This is a genomic window from Streptomyces catenulae, from assembly GCF_000718015.1.
Classification (GTDB): Bacteria; Actinomycetota; Actinomycetes; order Streptomycetales; family Streptomycetaceae; genus Streptomyces; species Streptomyces catenulae.
Window position 1 is genome coordinate 50,326 of record NZ_JODY01000022.1, and the last position, 24,744, is coordinate 75,069.

Genomic DNA, 24,744 nt, shown 5'->3' on the forward strand with positions numbered 1-24,744 from the left:
TACGGGTCAGTCCGGGTACTTCGGTGACCCAGCCGGCGGGCAGGCCCATGAGCCATTCGCACCACCGGGGAACGAGCCGGATGCCACCGCGCGGCCCGCGTTCAGTGGGCGGAGGGGAGGCGCGCCCGGTCAGCTCCTCCCAGCGCCGCACGGCGGGGAGGTATTCGCCCCACCATGCGGAAGGAGAACGACGACTGTCCGGAGATTCGAAGAACCCTGACGGGTCTTCGATTGGCCCGGTCCGCCCAAACCGTCTGAGGCGGTCGGAGTGGGGAAGAAGAAAACAAGCTTCGTCGGCGAGGGTTGCCGCGTGAGGCTGGCTACTGCCCCCCCCCCCCCCCCCCCCCCACTCCCACCCCCCACCCCCCTCTGCCCACCAGCCCCGCGAGGACTTCCGCGAGCCCGCGCGTCCGGATCGCGGCAACATTTTCCAGGAAGACGACTCCCGGTCGAAGGACGCGAACGGCGTCAAGGACGTTGAACCAGATTGCTGACCTTGAATCGCTCAGCCCCCTTCGTCGTCCGGCGTTGCTGATCCCCTGGCACGGGAAGCCCGCCGTGATGATGGTGATTTCACCCCTGAGCGCGGCCCAGTCGATGGCCTGGACGTCCCCCAGGTTCGGGGCGTCCGGGTACCGGGCCGCCAGGATCTGGGAGGCGTGCGGGTCAATCTCCGCGACGTAGCGCACGCGCTCTCCGGTCAGCGCCTCCACGGCGAGCCCCAGCCCCCCGTACCCGGCGCACAACTCCAAAATGGGCATGACGAGCCCACCCCCTTACGCGGCGTGGGCGTACTTATCGAAGATGCCGGGACCGGACGGCGCCGCGTCGTCCACGGCCGGACGGACGCCTACGAGCGCGATGCCCTTGTTGGTCTTCTTGCGGACAACCCCGCGCTCCTCCATGGCTCCGAAGAACGCGCGCCGGGTCCACCGCTCCTTGAGCGGGAGGTTTTCCGCCTCACACCAGTCGAGATACGCGTTGAACGCGTCCCCACCCGGCATCTGGGCTGCCTCGTAGCGTTCAAGCACACCGGGGAAGAAGCCGCTCAGCGCATCGGAGGTCTCCCGGTAGTCCCGCGTGGCCTCCGCGATGACGGGTGGGTCCTGAAGCCCTCCCTCGTACCACTCCATCGCACCCCGGACCGCCCACGCGGCAATGCCCTCCGCCTCAGCCATGAGCTTCTGGTCAAGGTAGGGGTCACGCTCCTCCGGGGCGAACCACCGCGTGAACGGCAGCATTTTCACCCGGCGCCACAGACCTTCATCCTGACCACGGAAGCGGGGGCGGTGGTTCGTGGAAAGGACGATAAGGAAGCTGGGCTTGAATTCGAAAAACTCTTGCCTCATGAACCTCGCGGACACCATGTCCTTACCGGACGTGCGCTTGAGGATCGCTTCCGACATCGGCTTACCGCTCTCGCCTTCGCTCGCCATCACGAGCCGGCTCCCCCTCAGCCCGGCGATATCGTTGGGAATTCCCCCGCTGGGCCGCTCCTCGAAGGTGGCGAACGCGGTCGTTTTCGTGACCGCCCTGAAAACACTGGTGAGCGTGTCCGTCGCCACCGATTTCCCGTTCGCGCCTTTCCCCCACATGACCACGAAGCACTGTTCCGCGACCGATCCTGTGATGCCGTAGCCCACGAGCCGCCGGAAGTAGTCGGCCAACTCCGGGTGCCCCGGGAAGACTTCGAGCAGAAAGCTCAGCCATCGGGGGCATTCGGCTTCGGGTCGGTAGTCGATGTCCAGCGCGTACGTGAGCATGTCGCGCTTGTCGTGCTCGCGCAGCTCCCCCGTCCGGAGGTCCACCGTTCCGTTGGCGAAGGTCAGAAGTTCCGGGTGGGCGTCGAACGCGGACGCGTCCACGTGGACGGACGGGACCGCCCGCAGCTCCCGTATCAAGGAGTCGATGTTCCGCGTCAGCGTGAAGCCCTGAGCGGCCTTCAGGAGCCGAGCCCCGGGATCGTCCTTGGCCTCCCCGCCCTTCTCCACATGGGCGGCGCTAAGTTCAGCGGCAGCCACGGTCAGGGCGGCGCCCATGTAGTGGATGGCCTGACGGACGCGGGTGTCACCGCGCTCCCAGACCTTCCCCGTCCACATGTAGAAACCCAGCCCGGGGGCGTGCTTGATCATGCCCCGGGTGAAAGCCACCAACGAGTGAGCGTTGAGCACGTCGGACGAGCCGTAACGCTCCGCGAACTCCTTCATGAGCCGGACCGCGCGGGCGGCTTCGTCAGCGTCCGGAACGAGTGCGCCGGTGGCCCCGTCCACGAGCGCGGAGCTGGCGGGCTGGACGGGCCGGGCCGCCTTCACCGCACGGTGGAGAGCGGAGGGGAAAGCCGCCGGATCGTCCTCGCGCCACCGGGTCAGGTCGTGACCGGCGGTGGGGATGTCCAGCACGAACACGGACACGCCGTGGGCGGCAAGGCCCTCCGCCAGGCGCTGGGTGAATCCGGCACCCGCGTCGTCGTGATCTCCGGCAACGATGACCTGGGAGCCCTTGAGCCCTTCGGCCAACTCCCTTGTCAGCTCCGGGTTCCCGGCCAGACTGGCGCCCCGCACGGCCACGGAGTCGTAGCCCACGCCCGTGGCGGTGAGCGCGTCTCCGGGCCCCTCCGCGAGGATGGTGACGCCGTACCCGCCCCCGCCGCGAAAGACGCCGTAGGCGGACCAACGCATCCCTTCGGGGTTCATCAGGCTCAGCCACCGCCCGGGACACTGCCCGGTGAGGTCCCGGCCCTGAAGCCCCCGGAGGGTGCCGGAGAAGTCCCTCAGCGGCACCGTCAGGCGCGGGTACGCCAGAAACGAGCGGGAGCGGTAGGGGAAGCCGTCGATGGTGTCCCCGTCGTCCACGCCAAGTAGGTGGTCGGCGGCCCCGTCCATGTCGAGTCCGAAGCGGCTTGCCGCGTACTGGGCGGCGCGTCCGGCGGTCTCGTCGTCCAGCCTCCGCAACAGGGTGGTGGACTCGTCCACGTACCGGGCCAGTGCCGCAGTCTCCGCGACGCCCACGAGCTGGGGGCGCACGGATGAGACGGTCAACCCCTCCCCGCCGGAGTTGAACAGGTCCGGGAAGCGGAGCCCCACGGCCCCGATCACGTCTTCGGTCCGACAGCCAGCCCGGCAAGTGACGCGGACCTTGTGGTCATCCCCGCGCCAGATCCGAAGGGACGGGCGGGAATCGCCGTGCGCGGGGCACTGGGCGAGATAACCCCCGTCCGCCTCTTCGGTGACCTGGGAGAACCGGGCGAGCAGGTGAGTGAACAGCATGTGCGTGCCTCCTTCACCCGGTCTCTGGGGCGCGGATTGCCCGCGCTAGAGCCGGGCGCGGAGGTCCGCCACGAGCTGGGCGAAGCGCGCCAAATCGGTGGTCAGGTACCACCGGGTGGAGTCGAGACCGCGCACCGTCGGCGCGAAGGCGTACCGCTCCCGCATCTCCCGCGTGGACACCCCCAGCGCGACACGCACCCGCGTCCACGTCCGTACTCCCAAGTGCACGCGCGCCAGGCGGACGTTGGCCCGCCGGACCTTGTGGACCACCACGCCGTACGGGTAGCCCGCGTGGTGCGCCTCAACGTGCGCCTGCCGGAGCCACGTGGGGACCGCCGGGGACTTCACGTCCTTGCACTCCAGGACGAAGGGCGGACAGTGCACGTCGCCCACGTCCTTGGCGCCTTCCTGGGCTGCCCGCCGGACGTTGAGGGCAGAGAAGATGTCCTTGAGCCTGCCCGTCTCGTCCACGAGCCCCAGCGCTTCGTTGAGGTGATCCCGGACGGCGGACTCCCAGGCCGTTCCCCGGACTTTCGCCGGGTTAGCCACGTACCCACCGCGCGTCCGCGCCACGGCACACCGCATGGGCCACCGCGTCCATGTACCGGCCCCAGTCCCGGCGATCCGACACCCCGGGCGCAAGCCACAGCGTGTCCCCCACCTCCAGGGCGCAGAGGTCCCCCAGCGCCGGAGCGCTCGTCTTTGTGATGCCTACTTCCATTCCTCCCCCTTCAAGCGACTCACGTGAGTCGCTTGGAAACGCCGAAGGGCCGGAGCGGCAACCCAGTGGGTTCCGTCCGGCCCTTCCGTGTGGCTACGCGTCGCGCTCGCCTGTCACGTTGGACAGGCACAGCCGTGCGTGTTCGTTCGAGATCCATTCCTTCCGGAGACGCTTACGCGGCACGAAGCCGGATTCCGTCCCGGTGGGCTGGACGAGCAGCATGGGGCGAAGGATGCCTTCCACCCGGCGCACGGTGACCTTCTCAATGATCGCGTCGGCCAGGCGGACGCGGTTGCCCTGTCGGGCGCCGTACGTGATCAGGTCTCCCCGGTACAGCTCGTTGCCCGCGTAGTCGGAGACCGTCCCGCGTCTACCCATAGACGAACTCCTCTTCGTCCACGCCGAAGCGTCGGCGGCGCTCACTGATGACGTGCGGGATCTCGCCCGGCTTCCACTCCCAGAGGGGGGCCTTGACCGCCGGGTCCGGCAGGAACCGAAGGAGCGTGGCGAATTCCCCGGTCCCCGCCTTCGTGGTCAGGAACGAGCCGGGCAGATACCCGCTCAACGAGCCTCCGCAATCGCGTCGTTGTACGAGCCCAGGACCTGAATCACGGGCTTGCGGAAGTCCACCTTCTCCCCGGCGCCGTTGATGAAGCTGACGTGCTCCAGGGTCAGCCGGCACAGGGCTTCACCCTCGACCGCGTCAAGCGCGTCCTTGACCTCGTGGATAACCTCCGCGAGCGTCCACGCCGACGCGATGAGCTTGCCCTTGCCCAGCTCGTAGTCATGGGCCAGACGGAAGGTGACGTTGATGGACGGGGCCGGGCCGATGCCCTGGCGGGCCATCTCCTTGCGCTCGCTCATGAGCTTCGGGCAGCCGCACGGCTCCCCCTTGCGCTCCGGCGGGGACAGGAAGCTCACCCCGTCGCACTCGTGGACCGGACCGGTCCGGCCCCACAGGATGAGCTTGTCCTCAATGGCCTTGCTGCCGGAAAGGACGATCTCCACGGACGGGGTGTCCGTGAGGATCTGGAGGTTCATTTCCTTCGTGGGGTCGTACTCCTCGACGGAGCCGCCCAGGAGCTGGGCCACCGCGTCGGCTACGACCGGATCACCAGTCAGCACACGCCAGTTGGCGAGGCTGACGGGCTTCTTGTTGACCACCATGCCGGACCGGAACTGAAACACGTAGTCGTTGCTGAACTCGTGTTCCGGCTTCGGCTTCGGCTTCGCGTCCGGGTCGGTGGCGAAAATCTGGAGCGCCATGCGCTATCCCCCTGGGTGTCTGCTGATCAGGGGGAAGAGCGGAGCGCCGCCCGTCCCCCTTCACTCGGGGTCTAGGGGGCCGATTGCCCACAGCCTGGGGATAACGAAAAGCCCCCGGCAACCGAAGTCACCGGGGGCGGGTGCTACTTGGCGCGCCGCTGGGTGCCCGTCACGAGTTGGTCCGTGGCCTGGGCGATGACCCGGCCGATGACCTTCTTGGACAGTTCACGGTCCCAATCAAGGACCCGAAGCAGGGTGAGGAACACGCGGAAGATCTCCTCATCGATGCGGACCGGCTGAAAGGTCCACGTCTCGTCCGTGATGTGGAGGACGCACGCACCGTCGAACTCCGGCATGGCCGCGCTCACGCCCTGCGGGTCGATGATGCGATCAGCATGGGCGTACGCGGCCATCTGAAGCGCCACGTCCGGGTAGATGCTCCGGCTCGTCTTCCAGTCCACGATCACGGTGTGACGCGTGCCGGAGCGGTCCGGGGTCAGCTCCCCCTCCTCGTCCAGCCACACGTTGAGGATCGCGTCGAAGCTCCCGGCATAGGCGTATTGATCACTCCATGCCACGTCTTCGGCGCGAACGAGTTCGGGGTTGACCGCCTCAAGGAACTCCGCGAAGTGGTCGCGGTAGGGCTCAAGGTCCGGGTGGACGCGCCCCAGGGCCTCACCCCGGATCATGCGCTCAAACAGGTCGTGCGCGTCGCTGCCCAGGTCGGCGCGGCGCTTCGTGTACCGTCTGGCGGCGCCCTTCAGGTAGTCAACGGCGCCCTGGCGGTCGCGCTCCGCCATCTGCCGGACGAACGGCAAGGAGTCAACGGCCAGCTCCGCCACCATCCGGGCGTTCCAGAACGCGAGAAACGGCTTGGGCAGCATACTGAGGACGGACGTAACACCGGGGACCTTGAGGTCAGGCTTTTCGGGGTCGAAGTAGAAGCGGCTCCCGCTTCGGCTGATGGTGCGGATCTGGCCCATGGGCCGGGCCCCCTTCAGGCTCGTGGTGAGTGGTACACCACGGGTCTGGGGAGCGCATTGCCCAGGCGGTGACGGAGTGATGCGGTGGCGCGGTCTCCGGGATGTCCTCTACTTGTTGGTGGTTGGGTCTCTGCCCGGTACCAACCTCTTCTTCATTCCGGCACTTCGTCACCCGACCGCCGAAGCGGTCCGAACGCAGCGAAGCCCCGCCGGTCCGCAGAGAGACCGACGGGGCTTCGGAAGGCGTAGTTCAGATCTGGTCGGCAAGTTCCTGGGCACGTGCCGCGAGCGCCTTGAGGCGGGTGCGGACCTTGCGCTTCTGGTGCCCGTTGAGCTTCGCCGCGTTCTTCTCCGCCTTCTCCAACTCCGCCGTGATCGTGGTGAAGTAGTTCTCAAGGCGGGCTTCAGGCGTCAGCCGGGATTCGTCGGCTCCCCTCAGCGCGGCCCGCCGCTCCCGCTCCAGCTCCGTACGGCCCTTGCGAGGGAGTTCGATCCCCTTGGACGCGTACAGTCCGTAGACCGCCTCTGTGAGGCTTGCGGGGCTCTCCTCCGTCTCCTTCTCTTTCGCTTTCAGGTACGCGTCAGCGGCCTCCGGGTAGTGCTTCTGGACCTCTTCGAGTCCCGCTTCCTTGTCCGCGTCCAGCCCCCGCAGGTACCCGACGAGAACGTCACTGTTCTTGTTGCGGACCGCGCGCTTGAGCGACTTAAGGACCTCCGCCTTGTCCTCATCGTCGTCGGCGATCTGCTCCGCCACCTCCGCATAGACCAGCGCGGCGGTGTTGCGCGTGTACTTCTGATGAGCGATCAGGTCCGGGAGTTCGAAGGTGTTGAGCGACTTCTTCCGCATGGCCAACTGGAGTTCGGAGACCTTCTCCGCGATCTTCTTGGCCTCAACGCCCAGGTTGACGGCCGACGACACATGGGCGGACGCCTCAGAGATCAGCGCGGCCACGTCCGCCGGGATGACGAGCGGTTCCCCGTCGCCTTCGTCGTCGCCTTCGTCGTCGCCTTCGTCGTCGTCTTCGTCGCCCCCGCCTGTGGTGCCCGGGATGGCTACCTCTGCACCCTTGGCCCCCTCCGCCTCCGCGCCGCCCTGGGGCTCGCCCCCGGCGGGAAGCTGCGGTTGGAGAGCTACCTTGAGATCGTCACGCAGATCAGTGCGAAGGTGGACCGACCCCTTGCCCTTGAGCGTCTTGAGAAGCCCCTCAGTCTCCTCAACGATTTCAGCAATGGCGCTCTCGTCCGCGCCGTTGGCAACCATGGCGCGGATGCGCTCCAGGTTGCCGTTGACCGTGTCCTTGATCGCGTCGTTGGCGGTCATCTCGTATTTCTCCCCGGTGTCGCGGTTCTCGATGGTGATCTCAAGGTCCGACTCACGCATGCGAGCGGTTCGGAACATGTCCAGTGCTCCTCGATGCGCTCCCCCTTCGTCGGCATACGGGGTCGCACCTTTGGTGCCCGATCCGCCCCAGACGTACGACAGGCGCCACGGCAGGCGCTGACCCTTCTTCGGCATGACTGCCTTTCTGAGAAACGATCACGTCCCGCGATCCCCCCGGGTCGTGTTTTCAGAAAACCGTAGCAGCAACCCGTGTGCCGCGTAGCCGTGTTCAAGCGACTCGCGTGAGTCACTTGGGTACGCAGAAAGCCCCTCACCCGGGAAGGGTGAGGGGCTTTCTTCGGTCACTGGTAGGTGACGAGCCGGTCAGCTGCACAGTGCAGCTCAGCCAGGGGGCCGGCGTTGGTGAGCGTCATGTCCGCCGGGTAGGCGTCAAGCTCCGTTTCGCTCTCGTGGGCCGCGTTGACGCCCAGGTGCGGAGTGGCGGGGCGGTTCACCCGAACGAGCGTGAAGCCCCGGTTCTTCAGGGCCTCACACTCGTTGACGTGCCTCACGTCGGTCACGACCACCGGGAGGTTCCAGGCGTCGGCCACGGACACCCGGTCCATGGCGAGATTCACCCAGTAGCCCGGGTCCTGCTTGCGCACCGCCGACCCCATGCGCTGAAGCGTGCGCCGGATCTCCGGGCTTCGGCGCTTGGCCCGGTCCCAGCCGAAGCGGTTGACCACGTCGGACAGGCGAACCGGGACGGGCCCGAACCCGGCGGGCTCGTAGGTGACGACCGGGTCCACGCGGAGGGCCATCTCCTTGAGCGGGTCAGCGAAGGCCACCCGCGTGAACGCCCACCGGCGGACGAGCCGGCGCCCGATCTCGTCCTTGCCCGCCCCGGCCCGGCCCATGAGTGCGATGTGTCGGTACGTCATCCCAGTCCCCTTCGGTGGAGTGCTCTCACCGGGGGTCTGGGGTGCCGATTGCCTACGCCCGGTACTGGGTGGTGTAGGCGGCCTGGGTCTTGCGGTCCTCCAGGCGCTGGACTGCCTCACCGGTACCCAGCACCGCCGCGACCACGCCCAGGATGAGCGCGGACGGCAGCGACGGGACGAAGTGGGCCACGAGCGCGAGAACTGCCACGGCCACGGTGTAGATCCGGGCAGCGTGCTTCTGTACGAACTCCACGATCATGCGGGTACCCCCTGTTGTTGCTGTGTGTGATGGTGTGCGCCGCGTCGTGGGCAGGCTCGTCCACGGCCGGGCTCGTGTGCCGCTCCTGGCGGCACGCTGGGTAGCGGTTAGACCGCCGGGACCTTGAGCGCGTCCCACTGGCGTTTGCCGGGCCAGCCGTCGCAGTACGCCGGGGCGTCGCGCAGCTTGCGCTGCCACTTGCGGAAGGACTCGCGGTCCGCGTTCGTCCACTGGGGGCCGGGGCCGGACGAGTAGGCGGAGCACCCCTCAGCCACGAGCCGGCGACCCATGGCCGTGACGAGCGGGCCATTGGGCTTGCCCTTGAAGTACGCCTCACCGGGGAACGGCGCGTACTTCGGCGCGCTCGCCTTCGTCTTGAGCTTCTGGCCGGGCCGGATGACGTAAGGCGCCTTGAGCCCGTTGAGCTGGGCCAGGGTTTGCCACTTGATCCCCAGGGCCCGGCCGATGCCAGAGAGGGTGTCCCCGCTCTTCACCGTGTAGCTCCCAGTGGTCGGGGCCGGGGAGGAGCCGCCCGCGATGGCCTTCGCGCGCTTCAGGATCTCCGGGAGCTGGGCGACCACACGTGAACCGGGACACGATGTGTGCCCGCCCCAGGCACTCCCGCCCATGCCGTGGTACCCCAGGCCCCGGCCGTTCGGGTCGGTGGTTAGCCGAAGCGGGACGCCGTGGGTCTTGTGCGCCCAGGCGAGCACTTCGGCGCACCGGGAGAGCTGGGCGTCCGTCAGCGTGTCCCCGCCCCGCCCCTCGTTCTCGATGCTCAGCCATGCCCGGTTGCCGCCCGCCTGGGCCCAGGCCCGGTTGGCGGTGTCCACCCACTGGCAGAGCTGACCGGCGCGGCTCGTGCCGAAGTGGGCGGACGCCTGAGCCCGGCTGTTCCGGAACCACGAATCGGTACCGGCGTAGGAGCCGTCCATGATGTGGATCACCACGCCGTGGACGGAGTCCTGCCCGCCTGCGGTGTAGTTGGTCGGAATGGGCTTCCACGTCGCCCCGTTGAATCGCGCCATGCGCGACCTCCCTTGTTCAGAGGGAAACCCCCGCCCGAAGTCCGGACGGGGGCGCGTTGCACTGGGGGTCTGGCGAGTCGGTTGCCTGCTAGGCGAGTGCCGCCCAGAACCTGTTGGAGCCGTTCTCCACGGCGCTCAGGCTGATGGACGCGGGGGCAGATGTGGCAGCCGTGCCCGCGATGGAGCCGTACCGCCTGATGTTGTTGAGCCCAAAGAAGTTGGGCGGAGAGCCGAAGGCAGAATCGGCGCACAGCATCATGGGCCCGTCCCCGGCCGTGGTGTTGTACCGGAAGGACCACGCCACGTAGTAGATCCCGGCGGGCAGGGACGCGTTAGCCGTGAGCGGAGCGGACACGGTGGCGCCGCCCGCGTTGTGGACTCCGGCAATGACCGTCTCCCCGGTCAGCGCTGCCGTCGTGCCCACGCGGGTGCCCGACGCGTTGTAGATGGCGCCCCAGGAACCGGCAGTCATCCCGCCCGCGTACCCGCCGAAGTGCCAGCAGACGCGGGAAACCGTCTGCGTGCTCTTCAAGAGCACGGCGGTGATCCGGAGAGTTGCGTTGCCGGGGTAAATGGGCGTGCTCATCCCAACCGCCGGGTCGAATGCCCACGCCTTCAGGCCCAGGTCGGATGGGCCCCAAGTGTGGTCCGTGGGGACCTCCAGCGGGAGCTGGGCGAGGGGGAGGCGGGACGAGCCGTCCAGGGAGGCCACGCCGTTGGCCGTGCCCCGGGCGGAGGTCGCCAGGGCGGACACGTCGGCAGCGACCAGGGTGACGGTTGGGCCGCTCTTGCCGTTGACGGTGACCACCGCCCCGGAGGGGATGGAGAGTTGGGCGCCGGGAACCTTCCCGGTCTCGTCCAGCGACGCGACGCCACCCGGGGCTCCCCGATCAGAAGCCGGTACGGCGCCCACGTCGGCAGCATGAAGGACGATGTCCGGGCCCAGGCTGCCGTTGACGCTGTTGACCGAGCCGTTCCCCGGATCGCCCTTCGGGCCCTGGACACCTTCAGGCCCGACGGGCCCGGGAGGGCCGGCCGGGCCGGTGTCGCCCTTCGGGCCGGGGACGGTGCTTGCCTCTCCGGTGTCCCCCTTGGGGCCCCGGTCGCCCTGGGGGCCGGTGTCGCCCTTGGGCCCCTTCAAGTTGCCGACGGGGGCGCCCCAGTCAGTCTCGCCCCGCTGCCGGATATCGCCGGTGTCGGCACGAAGGAGAAGATCCCCCGGCTTCGCGTCGGCGCTGGGCGTGGTGGTGTCGTTCACGTACCACTGAGATCCCCGGAGGTCTCCGCCCACGGTTGCCCAGGCACCGCCGCTCTTCTTCCACATGGTCACGGTGGTGTGCGTGACTCCCAGAAGGCTCCGGGTGTCGTACTGGGTGTAGAAGTCCCCATCCAGGCCCAGGTCCGCCGCCGGAGCGGTGTTGCCGGTGTAGATCTGGGAGCCGGGTACGGGCACGTAGTTCGGGGTGGTCGGGTCTGCGGGCGCCACGTCGGCAAGGTCCACGTCCGGGACGTTCTTGGGCAGCAACAGGGCGAAGGTCCGGGAGCCCACGACCCCGGCAAGGTTCTCCTTGACGGTCCACGCCCAGCCGCTGGGGTTCATGTCCGGCGCGTCCGTCGCAGGCAGGCGGGCGGAGAAGGAACCGTTCTCGTCCAGCGCCGCCACCACGGGCCCGGCGATGAACAGATCCGACTGCGGAAAGGTGAGGAGCCCCGGAGCGGTGAAAGTAACGGTTCCAGTCAGTGCGCGTCCGTCAGGGCCCAGGTAGCGGCCGTGCACGCGGACGGTCGGAATGCCGGGCGGCAGCGGGCTAGTGTCGGTCGGTGTGCTCATGCTTCCCCCTACAGAAATGGGGCATCCAACCGACTCACGTGAGTCGGTTGGATGCCCTGCGGTTCGGTCTTATGGGCGGGCCAGGAGTTCCGCGACCTGGGCCCGGAGTTCGGCGTTCTCGCGCCGCAGCTCCCGGACCTCTTCGCGCAGCTCCGCAAGCTCTTCCGCCTGGCGCTCCGCCTTGCTCGCCCAAGCTTCCGCTTCTTCGCGCCACGCGTCGCGCATCCCGGTTTGCCACCGGTGGAGCACCACGCCGATGAAGAGCAACAGGGGAACGGCAGTCTCAGCGGCCCCGTAGAGGCGGGTCAGGTCCATCGTTCCCCCTAAACACCCAAGATTGGCTCTGTGATGTCCGGGTCACGGCCCCATCCGCCGTCCGTCCCCCGCATCCAGGCCCAACCCTTCTCGTCGGCTTCCGGGATGCGCTCCTTCGGCAGACCTACGCAGTAGTGCATGGCGGAGATCCCGTACGCCCCGTCGTCGGAGTTGGGCACGGTGACGAAGTCCGGCGCCCATGGGCTCTTGTCACGGTAGGTCGGCACCCACCACCACTTACCGCTCTCGTCCTGCTTGTAGCCGTAGTTGAGGATGTTCCCGTCGATGGCGGCCCCTTCAGTGGCGGAAATCGCGTAGATGTCGCGCCCCTTGGGGTGCTCCGGCCCCCGCTTGTACCTGTGCTGTAGCTCGATGGTGTAGACGGTGGTCTCATCCTGGTAGTCCCAGCCGTAGGGGATGCCGTGGACCCAGCGCATGACAACCACGCCCACCTGCCGTACCTGAGCACCGGTGAGGTTGAGGACCCTGGACGCGCTGACGATCTCGCGTTCCGCCCTGCCTGTGTGCCGGAACGCGGCAAGGCGGACCTCCGCCTCCCGCTTTCCTGTGAACAGGTGGTCAGTGATGAACTTGCATTCCACGCGGTCGAAAACGAGCCCCGTGGCGTTGGCGACGCTCACGGAGGCCCACACGTTCCCGCTGACCGCCGGGCGGTTCTGTGCCGCCCACTCAACGGGCGGGTACCGGTCGAAGGAGTTCACCGGTGCGGGTGCCCGCTCGATGGCGCTGAGCCGGCGCCGGATCTCCGCCAGTTCGTTCACGAGAGAGGGCGGGACGCCGTTAGCTTGGGTTGGCATTGCTCCACAACTCCTTACTGGCGAGCGCCAGGCGGATGGACTCCGTGCCGTTCGCGTCCACCGTCGTGGCGACTTCGGTCACGGCGAACTCGTCCAGGAAGGCGACATATCCCGCGTCCGCGTCCACGGCCACGTAATCGCCCGGGGCGAAGTCCAGTGGTGCGAACTGTCCTGGGTAGAGGGTGAGTTCCGGTATCGCGGTGGGCACTGATCCGGCATTGGCGGTGGCTTGGGCCTTGCCGATGAGTGTCTGCGTTTCCTTCACGTCCGGGTACGTGCCGACCATGACGCGCTCAGGCATCCGGGCAGCAAGCTCCTTGTTCTCGAAGATGCCAACGAGCTTTTCGCCATTGCCCTTGTCGGCCCCAGTCGCGTACGCGGTGGTACACAGTGCCGTTGAGTCGTAGCTGACCTGCGTGACGTTGCAGTTCGCACGGTGTGTCAAAGTCCGGGTCGCGGAGCCCGCGCGGCTGGTCATGACGAACCGGTTGCCCACCCTGACACCGGGCTCAGCCCAGTACGTTTCATAGCGGAAGTTGAACCCGTTGATGTTGTCCGCCAGTTGCTCGATGGCCTCCCCGGCGTTCTTCAGCTCGTACCGGGTCCACACCGTGGTTCGCTTCGCGCCGGTCGCCTTGATCGTGCTCGTGTCCGTGCCGATGCCGTTGTCCGCGTTGAAGTAGGCAATCCACGCCTTCAGGATGTTCGCCTGCTCCAGGCTCCGGGCACTCCATCCGCTGCCGAAGACGCGGCCCTTGTAGTGGGAGTGGAAGCCGGTGGCGCCCAGGGAGAGCGTCCCCGCCTCGATGTCAGCGGAGGCGGTCCAGAAGATCCCGCCCCACACCGGTTCCCCGTCCCGCAGAACCACGAGACCGCTGATACCCGCGATGAGCGATTCCGGGTCGGCCTCCGGGGCGAACAGCGGGATTCCGATGGTCGCGGCCCCAGCCGCGTTGAGCGTATGCGTGAACGAAATGCCAGTGACCGGCAGGCGGTTGACCACCACGCCGGTCTTCACGTCCGTCTGCACGACGGTGTACCTGGGGGCGCCCATCACACCCACCGGTCCCGCCAGGCAATGACCGCCGTTGCCGGCCCAGCGGTGGATGCGGTGGACAGGGTGAGCCGGTGATCCCCGAAGCCGTATTCGGGCCACACAGACCCGGGGGTGATCTTGTCGTTCACGAGTACACCGGTCTCCGTTTCGGTCAGGCGCTGAGCCTCTGAGTTGATCGTGAGCCCGCCGGGGGCCCCGGCCGTGCCGAAGTACCACCCGGTGACCTCATCGGTGAGTACGCAGTCCTGCGCGCCGTCCAGCGTGATCACGGGACGCACGGGGACAGAGCCCGGGGAGGTGAAGCGGAGCTTCGGCGCGGACCCCTGCCAAGGGCTGGACAGGGTCCGGCTCGTCACCGCGTCGGCGTAGATGTGCGGGTCCGTGGCGAACAGCTCGATCACCACGTTGCACACCCGGTGCGCGAAGTTCAGATCGACGGGCCCGGAACGCTTACGCGGGCGGACGTTGACGAAGGCGGTGGCCCCGGCGGCAAGTCCGGGGAAGCGGAAGCGGAGCGGGCTCTCCGGCCCGCCGACCGTGAACGCGGCGAAGACCCGGCCCAGCTCCTGGGCGAACTCCTCATCGGTCGCCCCGTACACCTCAAGGGTCAGGGTCACGGTCCGGCCGTTCATGTAGTCGTCACCGGGGTAGAGCCCGTGTTGCTGCACAAGCGTGAGGTCCGAAGACCGCACGTCCGGCAGCGACACGAGCCCGTCAACGGCCACGATGGACACGGCGGAGTCAGGCTCCCCCATGACAAGTCCCGCATATTCGGCGGTCCAGTCGTTCAGCTCCGCCATGTCCATTCCCCCCTTCAACCGACTCACGTGAGTCGGTTGGTTACGTAGTACGAAGGGCCCAGGCGACTTCACGCCCGATGGTCCAGGGGTCCGCCTGAGAGCGGACGTTGACGACGACTCCACCCGCTGCGGGGGCCGCGTGGTTCGGAATCACGGTTGATCCGCTGGGCAGGGAAACCCACTCCGGGCCGCGCTCGCCCACGCGGGTCAGGCCCTGTGCGGGTCCGCCCATGGCGCGCACATGCGGGATCGGGTTGTCCGGAAGGTCGATGGACAGCGGGCCCCAGCCCAGGCGGTCCGGGATGGCCCAGTTCAGGAGATCCACCACGTGGTTGATCGCTCCCTTGGCCGCGCCGGTCACTGCGGAGCCCAGGCTTGAGGCGAAGCCCCCGAGTCGGCTGAGTCCATTCTTCAGCCCATTGACGACGTTGCCGCCGATCCCCAGTGCGGCGCGGGCCACCCCACCGGCCGCCTGCCCGATGCGCCCCGGCAGGGAGGCGAAGAACCCCACCACCGCGTTGACGCCGTTGCGAGCCTTCTCCTTCACGTCCTCGAAGGCACGCCCCGTGGCGTCCTTGATCTCGTCCCAGTGCTTGATCAGAAACCCGGCCCCGGTGAAGTTCAGGAGCGCGTTGCCCAGCCAAGCGAGCGCCGCGTCAATCTTGTCCGCGACCCAGTCCCAGGCGGCTCCGGTGGCGTCCTTGATCTCGTCCCAGTGCTGGACGATCAGACCGACCAGCGTGAGCGTGAGAAACAAGTTCACCAGGAAGGCGACAACCTGCTTGATCTTGTTCCACACCCAGTCCCACGCCTGGGTGGTCCAGTTGATGACCTTGTCCCAGTTGGCCCAGATGAGTGCAGCGATCCCGACCACAGCGGCAATCACGAGCGCGACCGGTCCCATGGCGACGAGCCACGCGGCAGCCATCCGGGCCGCCTGCACAAGCGCCTGGGCGCCCATCGCGATCCAGCCCCCCACGACGATGGCGGCGGATATCGCCGCCTGACCGCCAGCTCTGAGCCAGCCCCCGACCACGGACCAGTAGGCCAGAGCCTGGGAGGCCGCGCTCGTGGTCGCGGTGGCCGTGGATGTGGCCCACGCTATGCCGTTGGCCATTGCGGACTGGGTGGCCGTGATCCCCCAGGCGATTAGCGCCGGAAGGAGAAGAACCGTTATGACCCCGGCCACGGCCGTGATCGGAACCTTGTTCTCTGCGATGAACCGGCCCACGGCGACGGACGCTCCGATGAGATCGTCAAGGGCAGGGAGGACCGCGCCGCCCAGTACGTCAACAGCGCCCTGTTGGAGCGAGCGCCAGAACGCGGAGAGCTTCGTTGCCGCGTTGTCGTGCATGGTGTCCCCGGCCGCCTTCGCGGCTCCGGCCACCTTGCCCAGCGACTTCGCCGCCGTGTCCACGTTCAGCGAGAAGAGCGCCGCGCCCAGGTCTTCACCCGGTCCTCCGAAGAGCGTCTTGACGGCACTCGCGCGCTCCGCCGAAGCGGGCATCTGGCGGAGGGCGTCAAGGACCTTGTCCATGGCCGCCTTCGCGGAGTCGCCTCCGGCCGCCACGTCCTTCACGATCTGGGAACCGTTCAGCCCGATCGAGCTGAACGTTTCCTCTACCGCCGCCCCGCCCTGACTGGCGACAAGCGAGAACTCCTTGATGGCGTCCGCGACCTTGTCCGCGTCGCGTGCGCCGCCCTGGAGCCCCTGGGAGACGAGCCCCATGGCGGTGGCGCCGTCCAGGCCCATGGTCCGGAAATTTGTCGAATACTCGTTGAAAACGTCGGCTAGGTCTTCGGCCTTGTTCGCGCCCGTCTGAGCACCCCGGGCCATGATGTCGAACGCTTCTTCCGCGTTCTTGGCAAGGCCCGCCTTGATCATGTTGCCCGCCGCGTTGGCGGTGGGCCCCACTTCTTCGCCCAGGACATCGGCCACGTCCATGGCCCGCTTGCCGATGTTGGCCAGCTCGTCCGCCGTGGCCCCCGCCGGGACAAGCCCCTCCCGCCACAGGGCCTTGAGCGACGCGTTGGCGTCTTCGACCGACTCTCCCCAGCCGGATGAGTAGATCTCACCGGCGGCCTTGCCCAGGCGCTGAGCCTCCGCCGGGGACGCCCCAAGTTGAGCCGCCAGGAGATCGTTGCTCTTCTCCTGGGCGAGAGCTTCGGTCAGCCCGGCCGCGAGTCCGCCGGCGATGGCCGCACCGGCGAGCACGGCGGCGCCCTTGAAGCGCTCACCGAAGGAGCTGACTTCGTGCCCGGCGTCCGCGAGACCGTCCGACACGGCATCCCCCAGGCCCCCGGCCTGGGCGGTCGCCTGCCGCAGCGACTGTTCCACCTCATCCGCGAACCGGGATACGTCCGTCGCGCTCCGCTCCAGAGAGTTCGCGAGATCCGACTCATCCCCGAGAAGCGTGATCGTGATGGGTCGCGCCACACCGGCCCCCTTACGTCATGACCGGCGTCCGCCGTTCCCCCGAAGAGCCCTGAGACGTGCGCCCCCGTGACGCGCGTCGGCTCTGTTTGTTCTGCGCTTCGATGTCCGCCGACATCTGGTCAACCAGCGCGTTGAAGTCCCGCAGGGGTAGGGACCGCACGTCCGACCACGTGAGCCCACGGAAGTGGGACACGAGCCGGGCGCAGAGAACTACGCGCTGTGCCCGGTAGGGTCCGGCTTCGCCTTCCCCTTGAACTCCAGCCGGAGCCGTCCCGCGTCCTTGGGCGAGAACGACGGATCTTCACGGCGCTTGACGACCACGGCCATGGCCCGCAGCATCGGGCCCCGACGGCGACCGGGCTTACGCAGCTCGTCAAGCGGGGCGCCCGTCACCTCTTCGATGATGTCGATCTCGTCGATCGACAGGCTGTCGAGATCAAGGGCAAGAATCTCCCCCAGCTCCCCGCCCACCGCCTTCGCGGCCGGAGCCGTCTGCTGAACGGTTCGGACCGGTCGCTTCTTCTGTCCCACAGTTAGTCCCCCTCAAGGTGCTGACGGACCACGGCGCTGATCTCGCGCTCGTATGTCTCGGAAATTTCGGCGCCCTTGCGCGCAAGGGCTCGATACAGGAACCGGTTCGGCCGGATGTGCCGCCGTGGATAGCCGAAGTGGATTGCAGCCGCGTACGGGACACGGGCGGCCGTGCCCGCCTTCACAGCGGCGCCCTTGGCGGAGGCGGTGACCTTGACGGACTTCGCCAACTTCCCCGGCTTGTAGCGCTTGCTGGACTTCGCGTCCCGCCTGCCCTTCGGGGCCGTTGACTCCGCTTCCGGTTTCACCACCTCCGCCGCCGCCTTGTTCGCGGCCCGGACGGAGTTGTTCAGGTCCCGGCTCCTGAGCCGACGGACGTTCTTCTGAAGCTCACGGAGTCCGGTCACCCGGACCGTGTACGCCGACGTGCGTGCCATCGGGCCTCACCCCTTGTCTGGGGTGCCGGTTGCCTTGGGCGGCGCCGGGTCTGCGGGCTTCGGCTCCGTGTAGACGGCCGTGATCGCGGCCTCGCCCGTGCCCGGGTCCAGCACGCGGAAGGGAAGGGTGTGGGCCGTCACGTCGTCCGTGGATGCCTCCGGGGACTCCCCGGTGAACTGGATGGCCGGAGCTTCCACGCGGAAGCTCGTGCCCGGCGTCAGGCCCGTGAGGTCCACGCGGAGGGAGACCACCTCACCGGCAACGAACGCCTCGTACAGCTTCAGGGACTCCCCGGTGAACTCCCCCTCAAGCTCTCCCTCGTACGTGGGGACGGCCGCGCGGACCGGCTTCTTCTTCAGGGCCGTGCCCCGCAGAAACCGCCGGTCCGTCTTCATTCCCAGGTCACCGGTCATGGAGAACTTCGAGGCGTCCAGCGCCACGGCGGAGCCGCCCCGGGTCAGGGTCAGCGCGGTCCGCGACCAGTCGTAGGGGCGGGCCTGGGCCGGGTAGTCGATGGGCAGCGCCTCAGCCGGCGCGGTGCTGTGCGACACGTCCTGGAAGTCGAAGGACACGTTGAGCGTGACCGCGTTCTCAGTCTCGGCGGTCAGCTCCCACTCAGTGGCGACACAGCCGACGTGCCGGTAAGCCACATCCTGGCCTTCGACAGTGGGGCGGATCATCTGAGCCGTCCACGACGGAGCCCCGCTCACCGTGGCGGTCTCGAAGGTGTGGACACGAGCCGTGGCCGTGTCGGTGAAGGTGTGCTTGTCGAACGCGGCGGACAGGAGAGCGGCGGCGCCCACGTCCAGGAGGTCAACCTCAAGCTCACCCTCCCCGCCCATCTGAATGATGTTGCGGCGGTCCGCACGGGCGGTCTGCATGCCCCTCCGGAAGCCCACGGACTCGATGAACTCCTTGGCCACCTTCCACGAGTCCGCCTTCCCCTCGTACCCGATGGTGGATTCGGCGGGCGTGCCGTAGGTGGCCTCTTCTCCAATGCCAATGGCAGCGTCAAGCGCCATGCGACTTCCCCCCTAAGTCGTGGTGCGTCCGCGCACTCTCACGCGGACGGTCAGGGCGCTGTACGCCCCGTCGGTGGTTTCGGCGGTCTCGACGGATGACGACTCCGGGCGGAGGTCCACGAGCCCCGCCACGGCGGCGCGGTCCACGGCGCGGCAGGCGTCGGCCACAAGCTCACGCAGCTCGTAGGCGCCCCGCTCAGCGGCCATCGGGTCGCCAGGGACGATCACCACCGCGTGGGCTTCGACGTAGCCGGTTACGGCCGTGGGTTTGCGCGGTCCGGCGCGCATGGCGACGGGCTCAAGCTCCTCGTCCACCGTGGCGCCCATCCAGATCTGGCGGCGCCGGTCGGACTGGCCCCTCTCCGCGAAAGTGCACTGCACCCCGGCGGGCACCACGGCCCGGAGCGCTTCGAAGAGCGCCACCTTGGCGTTGAAGATCAACGACACGACGGCCCCCTAGAGAAAGATGAACGGCAGCCGGACCCGGTACCGGTTGAGCTGGGCGTTGACCTCCGGCAGGCTCGTAGGCCGCCAGTTGCCGCCCGCCTGGGCAAGCTGGATCGATCCGAATTCGGATTGAAGCTGAAGGGCACGGTCCGGCACCCGGGACACAAGATCCAACAGGTACTGACGCGCGATACGGCGGACACACCACCGGATCGTTTCCGGGGCAGCGTCAACGCCCTCCCACTTCCGGCCGCAGTAGGTTTCGACGGTCTCAACGGCGTAGTCGATCGCGTCGCTCAGCGTCGCGTCAGAGAAAAGGGCCGTGTCCTCCAGACCGTCCAGCTCCCGCAGTTCAGCAACAGTTGCGTACGACATGATCCCCCAGAGCAGGGGCAAGCGACTCACGCGAGTCACTTGCCCCTCATCGGTCGGCGGTACTGCTACTTGGCGGTCTCGCCGCCCCCGACCGTGAGCACCTTGACCGCACGCTCATCGACAAGCAGGCCATCCGCCCGCTGAAGGAATCGGTAGACGATCTGGTCAGAGAGGAACTTCAGGTCAACGGACCGCTCCACGCGGAGCGGGCCCGCCAGGCGGACGGTGTACTTCGACAGGTCCCCGAAGGTCACCTTGTCGTCCGGAACACCCACGTCGGTGAGGACCGGGCGACCGTTGAAGGTGTCCGGGGCCCCCACCTGCACGGACGACTGCCACAGGTACTGGCCCTGACCGTCCTTGAGCTTGCGCATTTGGGCCGCCACCTTGTCGGAGACGACGAAGGCCGCGCCCGCCCGGTAGGAGCTGGGCAGCTCGTAGTACAGATCAATGAGCGCGTCACTGACCGCCGCGTCCTTCGCCGTGGCGGTGAACGTCGCGGCAGCAGGCGAACCGGCGGTGATGATGCCCTTCGGCTGGTTCGTGCCGGAGCCGGTCAGGAAGTGCGCGCCCATGCCCGCGCCGATGGCCGGGCCTGCGTCGCCCACCAGGAAGCCGACAAGGTCAAGCGCCTGGTCCTGGACGAACTCACTGGACACGGTGGACGCGTAGCCGTACTTGAACGCGCCAACGGATCGCTGAACCGTGGTCGGGTTCGACTCCGGGATGTTGCCACCCTCGTTGACGATGCTCGCCTGGGCCCGGCCCACAACAACGGTGAAGTCCATGGGCTCACCGCTGGACGTGGTCAGGATCGTGGCGCCACCCCGCATGACGGTGGAGCGCTCCACAGCCTCCGCCAGAAGACGCCCGTACAGGGTCCGCGCGATCACGGTGTTGCCCGGGTTGCTCTTCGTGTCGATGCCCGCGCGGGACTCCGGCGCGAACGCCACCGACTGGTTCACGCCCAGGGAACGGAGCTGGGCGGCAGCCTCCGCAAGCTTGTCCTGGGTCTCCTTCTTCGAGCCGGTACCGTTCAGCCCCTGTATGAGGGCGCTGACAGACTCGCCGGACTTCAGAACCTCAATGCCCCGCTTGATCCGGCCGTCGTAATCCGCGATGGCGTCCAGGAGCTTCGCTTCCTTGCCCCGGGACTCCGCGTCCATCTCCTTGCCCGCGAACTCCTCCGTCAGCGACCGGAGTTCGGCGGTGGCCCGCTCGCGCGCCTCAAAGTTCGCGCTCAGGGTCGTAGCGTCCATGTGGTTCCCCCCGTGGTACTGAGCGCGCGGGCCAGTGCACGCGCGTCCTTGTGCTTGTCCGGCTCGTCCTCTTCGGGCTCGTCCGGGTCCTTCCCCTCCGGCCCTCCGGCCGGTTCGTCCGTGCCCTCCGGCGACTTCTCCGGCTCGTCCTCTTCGGACTCCTCCGGGTCTTCGTCGTCCGGCTTCGCGGCGCGGAGTTCGACGCCCAGCACTGCCCCGATGGACCGAAGTGCCGCGTCAGTGGTCGGGTAGGCCGGGGTGAGTACCGGGCCCAGTTCGGCCACGTCCATTTCGGTGATCTCCCGGATCGGGAGACCGGTCTCCGGGTCCGTACCGGCCCTGCGCTGACCGCTCCTGGCCACGCGGAAGGTGAAGGAAGATCCCTTCACGTCCCCGCGCTTGAGGAGTTCGGCCAGATCCCGGCCCGTGGTCGTGTTCGGTAGGTCGATCTCGTACCAACCACCGTGGTCATCCTCACCCACGCGGAGCGTGCCGGATGAGCGCCGGCCAAGAACCCGGTCCATGTTGTGGTTGAAGGTGGCCACCACGTCGTTGCGCTCAAGGGAGGCCATCCCGGCCCCCGGCGCGATGCGCTCCCGGAACCCGCCCAGGTCGTGGGACAGCTCCCCGAACCGGTACGCGTACCCGCGCATCGTGGTCATGTCGCCGTTGGCCCGGATCTCAGCCGGAGCGCTCAGGCTCCGGGTCTCCGTCGTCATCGTCTTCGTCCCCCTCGTTGGTCTCGTCCGGAGCTGGGTCCTCCAGTTCCGTCTGTGGTGCAGGGGATTCGTCGGCGGCGGACACGTCACCCAGGTTCAGCGGCACGCGATACGCGGCACCCAGCCCATCGGGCAAGGGCTCCATGTCTTCAGCGGCCCGGACTTCGTCAATGGAATAGATCCCGTTTTGAAGGCCCAGGGAGTACAGCTCCATCCGCTCCTTCGGGGCGCCCCGCTGGATTCCGTCCAAGGAGAACTTCACGAACTTGTGCCGGTCGGCGGTCTCCGCGAACAGGAGCCGGGTGAAACCCGCCTCGATGCGCTCCAGCCACGGCCGAAGGCTGAACATGCTGAACGCCTGATTCTGTTCGGCCAGACCGCTCCCCCAGCTCGTGGAGCCGGACGCGTCCGCTATCAGGTGAGGCGGCACGCCGAAGATGCGTGCGATCTCCGGGACCTGAAAAGCCCGGGTCTGAAGGAACTGGGCCTCATCCGGGCTCAACGACACCTTCGAGAAGCGCGCCCCCTCCGTCAGGAGCGCAACACGGTGAGCGTTCTCCGGACCGGAGTTGGCCAAACGCCACGCCTCCCGGGCGCGGGCAAGCCCCTCCTCACTCATGGCGCCGGGGACTTCCACGATGGCTGACGGCACGGCACCGTTGTTGAAGAACTTCGCCCCGAAGGTCTGCGCCGCGAGCGTGAGCCCGATGGACTCCCGCGCGTAGTTGATGGGGCTGACCCCGGTGAACTCACCCGGCAGCATCATCCCGGGGATGTGCAGGATCTCGCGGGACGTGAAGTAGCCGATGGCTACTTCGTTGCCGTCCGCGTCGATGTCGAACGCCTCGAAGACCTTGCGCCGGGAGCCGTCCACCACCACCGCGTGGGTCACGATGCGGGACGGGTCCAGTACATCCAACCCCACGATCCGGGTGTTGTCCGCCGACCACCGCACGGCCAGATAGGCGTTGCCCTCAAGGAGAAGAGACAACACGATCTGAGAGATCAGATCGATCCGACCCAGCCCGCCCGGCTCCGCCGTGGGATAGTCCAGCCACGCTGGAGAGGTGATCTCCCGGCGGCCCCCGCCCCGGTGCGAGTAAGCGGAGACCGGCAGCGTGGCTATCGTCTCCGACAAGATCCGGACGCACGCGAAGACCGCCGACACCTGAAGTGCCGTGGTCGCGTTGACCCGCTCGCCGGCGGACGAGACCACCCCAGGGAAGGGGTAAAGATCCGTGTCCGGTTCCCAGTTGGCCCGCGTCTCAGCGCGGGGCTTGAACAGCGCAGACCAGAAGCCCACGATCCCACCCCCGTGCCCGCGCGCAGAGGCGGGCTTCACAGATCGTCGAAGAATTCGGCTGAACCGCCGAAGGCGAAGACCTCACCGCCTGCTTCCCAGGTGGCGAGGATCGGAGCGTCAACGAAGCCGGGGTTGTCCTCCCGCCACAGCACCGCGCCGTGAACGGCCAAGATCATGGCAATGGCCAAGTCGATCTTCCGGCGGCTCGAAGCGTGCTCCTTGGTGATGCGGGCCCCGTGCCGGTCCTCCCGCAGAACGGCGTTGCCGATGTGTCGGGCAAGCGCCGGGGTGCCGTCGTGGCTGAGCCGTCCGTCCCGGGCCGCGTCGTAGACCGCCTGGGTGGCGGGGATCATCCGCTTCAGGCTGTTGGTCGGGAACGCCTCCACCGGGTGGCCCTCCGCCTCAAGGCGGTCAAGGCTCTCCTCCCAGCGGTACGGGTCGGCCACGAGGACGCGGACCTTGTACGTGTCCAGCGCGGAGCGGAGGGCGTCCCGCACGTCCGCCATGGGAACGCGCCAGTGGGCGTCATCCGCCGGGGCCTCCCAGTGCCCAAGGACGAACACGCGCAGATCGTGAACGCGGCAGGCGACCAACGCTGTTGAGTCGCCCTTCCATGAGCCGTCGAAGCCCAGGACCACGGCGTCGCCGGGGCTGAGTTCATCGTCCACGGCCAGGGAGTCCCAAAGGCCGTGAGGCAGCCACGAGCTACCGCCCCGGACGAACTGGCTGAGCCGGTAGATCCGGAAGGACGCTTCCGTACTGCGCTGGCAAGCGGCTTCGAAGTCCGCCACGTTCAAGATCTCGAAGGACGGGTTGCACCGCTCCCAGACCTCCGGATCGGTGTGGTCCACCGTGTCCCCGACGCGTGGGCCCCACGAGCGGTAGAAGAGCGTGGGGTCCTCAAGCTCCCCGGCGTTGACGCGCTCGCCCTGGGTGCAGAGCTGGGCGAACGGCCCGTCAGGGTCGGGGCCGGCGGTGCTGATGATCCAGAACATCGGCTCCCGCCTGGCGGCGGACCCCAGCGTCAGCGCGTCGAACAGGTCCGCGCTCTTGGCGAAGGCGTATTCGTCCAGGCTGACGGAGCTGGGGTTCAGACCCTGTTGGCGGCCCGCGTCAGCGGACACCACGCGGTAGGTGGAGTCCTGATAGCGGATGATGTCCCGCTGGACCTCACAGACCGCAGAGAGCTTCGGGGAGGCCAGGACCATGGACTTGGCCGCGTCGAAGACCATACGGGCCTGCGCCCTATCGTTCGCGGCAGCGATGATCTGGCGCTGGGTGTCCGCCCGGTCCGCCACAAGGTGGTACAGCATGATCCCGGCGGCAAGGGTTGACTTGCCGTTCTTCCGGGCCACGCAGACCACGGCGGTCCGGTGCTTGCGGCGCCACCGTCCGAAGGCGTCCCGCTCAAGGCGGTAGGCGTCAACGAGTAGTTCGCGCTGCCAGGGGAGAAGGGTGAACGGCTGACCGGCGAACGAGCCTGTCAGGACACAGAACTTCTCAATCCAGTTGGCCACGCGGTGGCCCTCCGACGCGAAGTCGGCCCCGGCGGGGATGTGTCGCGCGATGACAGGATCAAGCCCGTCCCACATGCGACACCCCCCGGG

The 24,744-nt window shown here is 67.9% G+C and carries 26 protein-coding genes; all 26 read right to left on the reverse strand.

Annotated features, from left to right (window positions below; translation table 11 throughout):
* Positions 1-320: 320 nt before the first annotated feature.
* Entirely contained in the window at positions 321-761 is a 441-nt protein-coding gene (locus IF23_RS0119650; RefSeq protein ID WP_051739721.1) for a DNA cytosine methyltransferase, read from the reverse strand.
* Positions 762-776: 15 nt separating this feature from the next.
* Positions 777-3,266 carry a phage/plasmid primase, P4 family gene (locus tag IF23_RS0119655; RefSeq protein WP_030285441.1) on the reverse strand — a complete coding sequence of 830 codons (2,490 nt, stop codon included), beginning with the start codon at positions 3,264-3,266 and terminating at the stop codon, positions 777-779.
* Between the two features lie 45 nt (positions 3,267-3,311).
* Entirely contained in the window at positions 3,312-3,815 is a 504-nt protein-coding gene (locus IF23_RS0119660; protein WP_030285443.1) for a hypothetical protein, read from the reverse strand.
* 265 nt (positions 3,816-4,080) lie between these two features.
* Entirely contained in the window at positions 4,081-4,365 is a 285-nt protein-coding gene (locus tag IF23_RS0119670) for a hypothetical protein (RefSeq protein ID WP_030285447.1), read from the reverse strand.
* The gene (locus IF23_RS31435) at positions 4,358-4,552 is read right to left on the reverse strand and encodes a hypothetical protein (RefSeq protein WP_037678768.1); all 195 of its coding nucleotides are present in this window, start codon (positions 4,550-4,552) and stop codon (positions 4,358-4,360) included. Before IF23_RS31435 ends, IF23_RS0119670 begins: the two co-directional genes overlap by 8 nt.
* Positions 4,549-5,253, reverse strand: a complete 705-nt coding sequence (locus tag IF23_RS0119680; RefSeq protein ID WP_030285448.1) for a hypothetical protein — start codon at positions 5,251-5,253, stop codon at positions 4,549-4,551. The genes IF23_RS31435 and IF23_RS0119680 overlap by 4 nt, the downstream gene beginning before the upstream one ends.
* Before the next feature lie 143 nt (positions 5,254-5,396).
* Complete coding sequence (locus tag IF23_RS0119685) at positions 5,397-6,236, reverse strand: hypothetical protein (protein WP_030285450.1); 840 nt, start codon at positions 6,234-6,236, stop codon at positions 5,397-5,399.
* 250 nt (positions 6,237-6,486) lie between these two features.
* The gene (locus tag IF23_RS32165; RefSeq protein WP_157848041.1) at positions 6,487-7,752 is read right to left on the reverse strand and encodes a hypothetical protein; all 1,266 of its coding nucleotides are present in this window, start codon (positions 7,750-7,752) and stop codon (positions 6,487-6,489) included.
* Positions 7,753-7,919: 167 nt separating this feature from the next.
* Positions 7,920-8,498 (reverse strand): deoxynucleotide monophosphate kinase family protein, encoded by a 579-nt coding sequence (locus IF23_RS0119700; protein ID WP_030285454.1) that lies wholly within the window; start codon positions 8,496-8,498, stop codon positions 7,920-7,922.
* 52 nt (positions 8,499-8,550) lie between these two features.
* The gene (locus IF23_RS0119705; RefSeq protein ID WP_157848042.1) at positions 8,551-8,751 is read right to left on the reverse strand and encodes a hypothetical protein; all 201 of its coding nucleotides are present in this window, start codon (positions 8,749-8,751) and stop codon (positions 8,551-8,553) included.
* Positions 8,752-8,864: 113 nt separating this feature from the next.
* Positions 8,865-9,785, reverse strand: a complete 921-nt coding sequence (locus IF23_RS0119710; protein WP_051739723.1) for a peptidoglycan-binding protein — start codon at positions 9,783-9,785, stop codon at positions 8,865-8,867.
* Positions 9,786-9,873: 88 nt separating this feature from the next.
* Positions 9,874-11,616: a collagen-like domain-containing protein gene (locus IF23_RS33620; protein ID WP_037678774.1), complete on the reverse strand. Its 1,743-nt coding sequence runs from the start codon at positions 11,614-11,616 to the stop codon at positions 9,874-9,876.
* Between the two features lie 69 nt (positions 11,617-11,685).
* Positions 11,686-11,931, reverse strand: coding sequence for a hypothetical protein (locus IF23_RS0119720; protein ID WP_030285462.1), 246 nt, complete (start codon positions 11,929-11,931; stop codon positions 11,686-11,688).
* A gap of 8 nt (positions 11,932-11,939) precedes the next feature.
* On the reverse strand, positions 11,940-12,749 hold the full coding sequence (locus IF23_RS0119725) for a hypothetical protein (RefSeq protein WP_030285463.1): 810 nt from the start codon (positions 12,747-12,749) through the stop codon (positions 11,940-11,942).
* The gene (locus IF23_RS0119730) at positions 12,733-13,779 is read right to left on the reverse strand and encodes a hypothetical protein (protein ID WP_211266178.1); all 1,047 of its coding nucleotides are present in this window, start codon (positions 13,777-13,779) and stop codon (positions 12,733-12,735) included. Before IF23_RS0119730 ends, IF23_RS0119725 begins: the two co-directional genes overlap by 17 nt.
* Positions 13,780-13,802: 23 nt before the next feature.
* The gene (locus tag IF23_RS0119735) at positions 13,803-14,606 is read right to left on the reverse strand and encodes a phage tail family protein (protein ID WP_030285466.1); all 804 of its coding nucleotides are present in this window, start codon (positions 14,604-14,606) and stop codon (positions 13,803-13,805) included.
* A 40-nt stretch (positions 14,607-14,646) separates the two neighbouring features.
* Positions 14,647-17,043 carry a phage tail tape measure protein gene (locus IF23_RS0119740; protein ID WP_078654101.1) on the reverse strand — a complete coding sequence of 799 codons (2,397 nt, stop codon included), beginning with the start codon at positions 17,041-17,043 and terminating at the stop codon, positions 14,647-14,649.
* Positions 17,044-17,253: 210 nt separating this feature from the next.
* Positions 17,254-17,574: a hypothetical protein gene (locus IF23_RS0119750; RefSeq protein WP_211266179.1), complete on the reverse strand. Its 321-nt coding sequence runs from the start codon at positions 17,572-17,574 to the stop codon at positions 17,254-17,256.
* A gap of 2 nt (positions 17,575-17,576) precedes the next feature.
* The gene (locus tag IF23_RS0119755) at positions 17,577-18,011 is read right to left on the reverse strand and encodes an HK97-gp10 family putative phage morphogenesis protein (protein WP_030285472.1); all 435 of its coding nucleotides are present in this window, start codon (positions 18,009-18,011) and stop codon (positions 17,577-17,579) included.
* Between the two features lie 6 nt (positions 18,012-18,017).
* Complete coding sequence (locus IF23_RS0119760) at positions 18,018-19,034, reverse strand: phage tail tube protein (protein WP_051739724.1); 1,017 nt, start codon at positions 19,032-19,034, stop codon at positions 18,018-18,020.
* Between the two features lie 12 nt (positions 19,035-19,046).
* Entirely contained in the window at positions 19,047-19,481 is a 435-nt protein-coding gene (locus IF23_RS0119765) for a hypothetical protein (RefSeq protein ID WP_030285476.1), read from the reverse strand.
* Between the two features lie 9 nt (positions 19,482-19,490).
* The gene (locus IF23_RS0119770) at positions 19,491-19,856 is read right to left on the reverse strand and encodes a hypothetical protein (protein ID WP_030285478.1); all 366 of its coding nucleotides are present in this window, start codon (positions 19,854-19,856) and stop codon (positions 19,491-19,493) included.
* 65 nt (positions 19,857-19,921) lie between these two features.
* Positions 19,922-21,115, reverse strand: coding sequence for a phage major capsid protein (locus IF23_RS0119775; protein ID WP_030285480.1), 1,194 nt, complete (start codon positions 21,113-21,115; stop codon positions 19,922-19,924).
* Positions 21,097-21,834, reverse strand: a complete 738-nt coding sequence (locus tag IF23_RS31450) for an HK97 family phage prohead protease (RefSeq protein WP_051739725.1) — start codon at positions 21,832-21,834, stop codon at positions 21,097-21,099. Before IF23_RS31450 ends, IF23_RS0119775 begins: the two co-directional genes overlap by 19 nt.
* A complete protein-coding gene (locus IF23_RS0119785; protein ID WP_037678777.1) occupies positions 21,797-23,137 on the reverse strand; it encodes a phage portal protein in 1,341 nt (446 codons plus the stop codon). Before IF23_RS0119785 ends, IF23_RS31450 begins: the two co-directional genes overlap by 38 nt.
* A gap of 35 nt (positions 23,138-23,172) precedes the next feature.
* Positions 23,173-24,654 (reverse strand): terminase large subunit domain-containing protein, encoded by a 1,482-nt coding sequence (locus IF23_RS0119790; protein ID WP_211266180.1) that lies wholly within the window; start codon positions 24,652-24,654, stop codon positions 23,173-23,175.
* Between the last annotated feature and the right edge of the window lie 90 nt (positions 24,655-24,744).